Origin of the sequence: Rhizorhabdus sp., assembly GCF_018006725.1 — a bacterium.
Taxonomy (GTDB): Bacteria; Pseudomonadota; Alphaproteobacteria; order Sphingomonadales; family Sphingomonadaceae; genus Rhizorhabdus.
Window position 1 is genome coordinate 1 of the sequence record NZ_JAGMXV010000246.1, and the last position, 6,416, is coordinate 6,416.

The 6,416-nt window shown below is 64.3% G+C and carries 6 protein-coding genes; 5 read left to right on the top strand and 1 reads right to left on the bottom strand.

The genetic code is table 11. The features are described from left to right. On the bottom strand, positions 1-666 hold a 666-nt coding region (locus KAY22_RS22710), incomplete at its 3' end, for a metallophosphoesterase (protein WP_296625458.1). 314 nt (positions 667-980) lie between these two features. Here KAY22_RS22710 and KAY22_RS22715 point away from each other — a divergent pair. From KAY22_RS22715 to KAY22_RS22735, 5 genes are all read left to right on the top strand, one after another. Further along, positions 981-2,267: a methyltransferase domain-containing protein gene (locus KAY22_RS22715; RefSeq protein ID WP_296625459.1), complete on the top strand. Its 1,287-nt coding sequence runs from the start codon at positions 981-983 to the stop codon at positions 2,265-2,267. A 161-nt stretch (positions 2,268-2,428) separates the two neighbouring features. Next, positions 2,429-3,421, top strand: a complete 993-nt coding sequence (locus KAY22_RS22720; protein WP_296625460.1) for a KpsF/GutQ family sugar-phosphate isomerase — start codon at positions 2,429-2,431, stop codon at positions 3,419-3,421. A gap of 13 nt (positions 3,422-3,434) precedes the next feature. Then, the gene (locus KAY22_RS22725; RefSeq protein ID WP_296625461.1) at positions 3,435-4,238 is read left to right on the top strand and encodes a manno-octulosonate cytidylyltransferase; all 804 of its coding nucleotides are present in this window, start codon (positions 3,435-3,437) and stop codon (positions 4,236-4,238) included. A gap of 9 nt (positions 4,239-4,247) precedes the next feature. After that, positions 4,248-5,273 (top strand): phytanoyl-CoA dioxygenase family protein, encoded by a 1,026-nt coding sequence (locus KAY22_RS22730; RefSeq protein WP_296625462.1) that lies wholly within the window; start codon positions 4,248-4,250, stop codon positions 5,271-5,273. Between the two features lie 43 nt (positions 5,274-5,316). Next, positions 5,317-6,416, top strand: a 1,100-nt coding sequence (locus tag KAY22_RS22735) for a hypothetical protein (protein ID WP_296625463.1), incomplete at its 3' end; no start/stop codon positions are given.

A 6,416-nucleotide genomic window follows, 5' to 3' on the forward strand; every position in this document is an offset into this window, starting at 1 on the left:
GATGATGAAGGCGCCATGATCGCCTTTGCTTGCCAGGAATTCCTGGCGAATCCAGCGCATGTCGGAAGGATTCTGATCCTCCAGCGCGGTGCCCGGTCGAATGCCGGCATGAACGAGCACATAATCGCCGAACCGGATCGCATCGGGCAGGCTGTCGAGAAACTGCCAGTGCCGCCCAGGAATATAATGCCGCAGCGTCTCTGCGGGCGGCAATTCCTCGCCCAGCTGGGCGACAGGCATGCCGTAGCTGGCGAGCGTCTCGTAACCGCCGAACTTCAGCCAGAGATTGGTCGCACGGTCCTCCAGCGGGTCGAGCGCGCGCAGCATCGCCTCCTCATGGTTCCCCATGAGAATGTGGAAGGTCGCGAAAGAGGGCAGCCCGCTGATCGCATATTCGACTGTTTCCGCCGAATAGGGCCCCCGATCGACCAGATCGCCGAGCAGCACGACATGGCTGTCGGCATCCGCCCGCGCGGCGCTGTCGTCGCGAATATGGGCAAGCAAAGGCAGAAGCAGGTCGAGCCGGCCATGCACGTCACCGATCGCATAGACCCTCTGCCCCGCAGGAACGCGCGGCCGCGGCGCTTCGGCGCGCCGCGCCGTCAGCGTGTTCATCCGCTGCCGCCATCCGCGATCACCGCCCTGCTGTTCGTCCGTATCGTTCAAATCCAGCCTCCGAAGGTCGGCAGATATGGCCGGAGGCCGGTAAATTGGCAATGGAAGGCACCGAATCTTCGGAACTGCGTTTTGTATCCGCCTCGCACCCGAAACGTTCCGACACATGGTCGCCACGCGATCTATCAGGTTGAATAGCGCTCCTCCTATCGGCATAGAGCCCCGCTCATATCATGACAATGAACGCTCCCAGTCCCGCTCAGGCCGCTTCCTCGCAGGAAAAGTCGAAGCTGCGTCTCTATCTGACGAAGGCCGTCCGGTGGTGGCGCGACCGACGCAGCGGGAGTCGCCGCGAAGAACCTGCCATGGCGTTGCAGCCATTCTCCTTCTGGCCAGGGCAGATCAGCGCCCTGTCCGGCGAAGGTGGCGACAAGCCGAGCGTCGTGCCGGGCTATGCCTTTCATACCGATTATGTGTCCTCGGCCGGTGGGCGGCTGACCTACACACTCCGCCTCGTCGGCCTTACGGGCTCGCGGGGATCGCTGATCCTCAGCATCAACATGCTCGACGAGAACAGCGAATCGCTACCACCCAAGACCCGGTCGATACCGATCGAGAAGATCATCGCATCGAACGGCGTGCTGGAATTTTCCAAGCTCGGCGCGCCCGGGCACAGCTACGCGCTGTTGGGAACTCTGTCAGACGATTCGGACGCACGCGCCGAAAGCATCGAGATAAGCCTGACCGGGGGCGACAGCCCGGACGCTTTGCGCCAGCGCTTCGAGGCTGCCCGAAAGGAGTTTCTGTCCGCTCCGGGTAAGGGAGAGTTGCGCAAGATCGTCGTGAAGCGTCGAGCGACGCTCGAGGACCCGATCTCGCAGATGTGCACGGCCGCCCAGATGGCCGAACCGACCTACAAGCGCTGGTGCGAACGGATGGACGATGTCCCCATTCAGCACCGCAAACAGTGGGAGTTCGTGTTCATCCTGCGGGCGCTCGAACATTATGGAGCCCTGCGCCCGGGAGCGAGGGGGCTGGGCTTCGGCGTCGGAATCGAGCCTCTGTCGTCGATCTTCGCAGCGGCAGGCTGCAACGTTGTTGCAACCGATCTGGCCGCAGACGACGATCGTGCCCGGGCATGGAGCGACACCGATCAGCTGGGTGCCAACCTGCGGCAGATCCATAACCCCAGGCTGTGCGACGAAGCCGCATTTTTCGAGAGGGTGAGCTACCGCGCGGTCGACATGAATGCGATTCCGGCTGATCTTGTCGACTTCGACTTCACCTGGTCGTCATGCGCCTATGAGCATCTCGGCTCTATCGAAGCCGGCCTCGCCTTCTTCGAGAACTCCCTCAAATGCCTCAAGCCCGGCGGGCTGGCCGTCCACACGACCGAGCTGAACCTGAGCTCGAACAACCTTACCCTGGAAAAGGGCGGCACGGTGATCTTCCGTCGGCGTGACTTCGAGGATCTGGCGCTGCGCCTGCTCGAAGCAGGACATGAAGTATTCCCCATCACCTTCGACAGCGGCGACAGTGAGCTCGACCGCGTGATCGACCTGCCTCCCTATGCCAATGATCAGCATCTCAAACTTCAGCTGATGCGCTGGGTCGCGACGTCATTCGGGATGATCGTCAGAAAAAAAGCCTGATCGACCAAGGTCTTCGACCTATCGATCCGTCAAAGCAACAGAACCCGTCCACAAGGAAGCCGGGGCTCGTCCCGCTCTTGGTGCATCGCGGCATTTAGCCTATTGCAACATTAACGAGCCTGTATATTTTCCGACCGCGTGGTGGGGCCAGGGAGACGAGCGTGATAACACACGACATCCAGGCCGATACGGCCACTTTAGCTATTGTCGATCATGGGCGCAGGGTCATCCGCGCCGAAATCGAAGCCCTCATTCAGCTCGAACGGCAGGTCGACGACAGCTTTGCGGCGGCCGTGCGGCTTCTGCAGGGTACGCGCGGACGCATCGTCGTCACCGGCATGGGCAAATCGGGCCATGTTGCGCGGAAAATCGCGGCGACGTTCGCTGCCACCGGTTCGCCTGCCATCTTCCTGCACCCCGCCGAAGCCGCGCATGGCGACCTCGGCATGGTGCAGCATGGCGATACGCTTCTGGTCCTGTCGAACTCCGGTTCCACACCTGAACTCAGCCCGGTCATGCAGCATTGCCGCAGCCTGCGCATACGGATCATCGGCATGGCGTCCCGAGCCGACTCGCCGGTGATGCAGGCGGCAGACGTCCAGCTTCTGCTGCCGCAGGTCCGTGAAGCCTGCCCCAGCAACATCGCACCGACCAGTTCGACGGCGGTCATGCTTGCGCTGGGCGACGCGCTCGCCATGGCGCTCAGCGAATTGCGCGGCGCCGATCGCGACAGCCTCAAGGCGCTCCATCCCGGCGGTGCGATCGGCCTGCGCCTGATGGCGGTGAGCGAGATGATGCACAGCGGCAGCAGCCTGCCGCTGGTCGCGCGGGACACGCCAATGCGCGACGTCATCATGACGATGACCTCGATGGGCTTCGGCGCGGCCGGCGTTCTGGACGAGGCTGGCGCGCTGATCGGGGTGATCACCGACGGCGACCTGCGTCGGCATCTGGGTGATCTCGGGGACGGCGTCGCGGCCGACGTGATGACGCCCAACCCCAAGACCGTGCCGCCCGACACGCTCGCCGAAGATGCGCTGATGATCATGAACGACTGCAAGATCACCACCGTCTTCGTGATGGATTGCGAACAGCCCCAGCGCCCGGTCGGAATCGTTCACATCCACGATTTCGTCCGCTACGGACTGAGCTGAAATCCTTCGCCACATGAAAGACGTCGCGGTCGTCATACCGGCGCGCTACCGCTCCTCGCGCTATCCGGCCAAGCCCCTTGCGCCGCTGGTCGGCGCCACAGGGGTCGCAAAACCGCTGATCCAGCGCAGTTGGGAATGCGCGCGCGCCGTGGTGGACGCCGACGCGATCTGGGTCGCGACCGACGACGACCGCATTGCCGATGCCGTCCGTGGCTTCGGCGGCCAGGTCGTCATGACGTCCGAGGATTGCGCCAATGGCACCGAGCGCTGCGCGGATGCCCTCGATCGCCTGGGGACGATGCCAGAGATCCTCGTCAATCTGCAGGGCGATGCGCCGCTGACCCCCGCCCATGTGGTAACCGCCCTCGTCGAGGCGCTGCGCGGTGACGCGGCGGTAGCGATGACCACCCCAGCCCTGCGATGCGCGCGCAGCACATATGCGCATCTGGTTGCGGATCAGGCTCAGGGACGCGTGGGTGGAACCACCGTCGTCTTCGGCGCAGATCACCGGGCCCTCTATTTCTCCAAGCGGGTAATCCCCCACCTCCCCCCCGCCGCAGCACAGGCCGAGTTTCCGCCCGTGCATCTGCATCTGGGCGTCTATGCCTATCGGCCGGAGGCGCTGCGGCGGTACATGGCGCTCGGCATCAGCCAGCTTGAGGAACTGGAGGGGCTGGAGCAGCTGCGCTTCCTGGCGGGCGGCGTTCCGGTGGGCGTGGTGCCGTTCGATCCCATCGCGTGGGACGCGATCGAACTCAACAATCCGACCGACGTCGCACCGATCGAAGCCATCCTCAAATCGCGCGGGATCGCCTAAGACGCGCCAATGGCCGCTTCCTTCCTCCGTCCCTTGCTGGCGCCCGTCTGGGCGGCACAGATACTGACCGGCGCGCGCTCCTTTCTCGACAACCCGCTGATCGGATCGCAGCGCCTCAATGAGCAGGGCCTCCATATTTGGCGAGTCAAGCGAGCCAGCGACCTCGCGGCGCAGCGGCGCGAACGGCTGAGCCGGCTGATCACTGCGGAGGACCGCGCCGCCTTCGAGCGGGACGGATTCGTCTGCATTCCGGATTTTCTTCCTCCGGAAATATTCGCGTCGCTTCAGCAAGGCGTGCAGGACTGGCAGGGGCCCGCACGCGAGATGGTGCAGGGTGACACGATCACCCGGCGTTATGCGATCGATCCCGCAGCGGTCCGCGCCGTCCCGGCCCTCGCGGCTTTTCGCGACGACCGGCGCTGGCGTGGCCTGGCGCGCTACATATCCAGCTTCGATATCGAGCCGTTGCTCTATGTTCAGAGCATCCTCAGCCACCGCTATGCGGCGTCGTCCGATCCTCAGACCAGCCTCCACGCCGATACCTTTCATCCGTCGATGAAGGCGTGGCTGTTCCTGCACGACGTCCTCCCCGAGGACGGCCCACTCACCTATGTTCCCGGCTCGCATCGGCTGACACCAGAACGACTTGCCTGGGAAAGGCGGCGCAGCCTGGAGGTGCGCGACAGCGGAGACTTCCTGTCGGCGCGGGGCTCGTTCAGGATCGAACGCAGCGAATTGTCAGGGCTGGGCCTTCCCCAGCCGACAGCCTTCGCCGTCCCGGCCAACACGCTGGTGATCGCCGACACCTTCGGTTTCCATGCCCGCGCCGCCAGCAGCCGGCCGAGCACCCGCATCGAGATCTTCGCCTATAGCCGCCGCAATCCCTTCCTTCCCTTCACCGGACTCGACCCTTGGAGCCTGCCGGGGATCGCCGAACGGCGGGTCCCGCTGCTGTGGCTCACACATGACATCTATCGTCGGTGGATCGGGCAGCCCTGGGCCAAGGCAGGCCTCAAGAAGCCGGGCGACGAATGACGCCAATTAGCATCACCGCTTCAATCCGTACGAGGACATGCGCATGACATTGGAACTCCCGGAGCAGGTCCGCGTCCTCGATCCTTTCGGCTTTCTGGTCGGCCAGAGCAGCGCCATCATGCCGCTGGGCGGCGCAGAACGCAGCCGCGACAGCCGATACGCCTTTCACACGCCCTATATCGATTTCCAGCCCGGCCGCGTGGTGTTCCGAGTCCGCTTCAGCGGCCTTCGCGCGAGCTTCGGGGAGTTGCGCGTCGACATCAATGCCTTCATTCCGGAGAGCGGCCGCGATGCCATCTTCGTCACCTCGGCTCGGCTCGACCTCAGCGACACCCAGGCGGTTGCCCGTGGCTTGACGATAAGTTTCATGTGCGCCGCCGGTGCGACCTATGCCGCCTATGGCTATTGCCCACAGGGCACGGACGCACGGGCCGAAGGGCTCGAAATCGAGGCCGAGCAACTCGAGACGATCGATCCGGCCAGCGCGCAACGCCCGCTCCTTCCGAGCAAATATGGCGTCGCACAGGTGGAAACGCCGAGCCGGCTTATCGCTTCGGCGCCCCCCTCCTTCGCCTATCCCGTGTCGCAAGCCATGACCCCATCTCAGTTCGAAGAGCGCGATTTCGTGGCGTGGAGCGGTCTTCTCGACAACGGCATCGCCACGGCCGATGCTCGCTGGCGCCTGGCATTCGCGGCGCAGGCGCTCAAGAGCTACGGCATGCTGGCATCCGGTGCCCGAGGACTGTGCAGCGGTGACGAGTACCGCGCCCTCGCGCCGATCTTCGCCGAAGCGGGATGCGACGTGATGCTCGCGGACACCCCCACCCTCACGGAAGGCGTATCGCACGATAGTTTGACATGCCGTCACCTGGACAGCGCCCCGGAGACGCCAGCCTTTCTGCTGTCGCTCGCCGACGAAGCGCCGGATCAGCGCGGGTTCGATTTCATGCTCACCCTGGATATTGCCAATGAAAGCTATGCACCGGGCAGCAGCGCGCCGGCGCTTCGGGAGATGATCGCCGTTCTCCGTCCGCGCCGAGGCGTTGCTTTCGGCCATGCGCGACTTCGAGCTCACCTACGCCGCCTATGCCGAGTTCCAGCGCGGCATGGAACGCTACTGGTGCCTGCGCTGGCTGCTGCAGG

What these genes read in the sequence shown, in the direction of transcription:
- KAY22_RS22725 (WP_296625461.1), top strand. Translation starts at nt 3,435, where the DNA reads ATGAAAGACGTCGCGGTCGTCATACCGGCGCGCTACCGCTCCTCGCGC.
- KAY22_RS22715 (WP_296625459.1), top strand. Translation starts at nt 981, where the DNA reads ATGGCGTTGCAGCCATTCTCCTTCTGGCCAGGGCAGATCAGCGCCCTG.
- KAY22_RS22730 (WP_296625462.1), top strand. Translation starts at nt 4,248, where the DNA reads ATGGCCGCTTCCTTCCTCCGTCCCTTGCTGGCGCCCGTCTGGGCGGCA.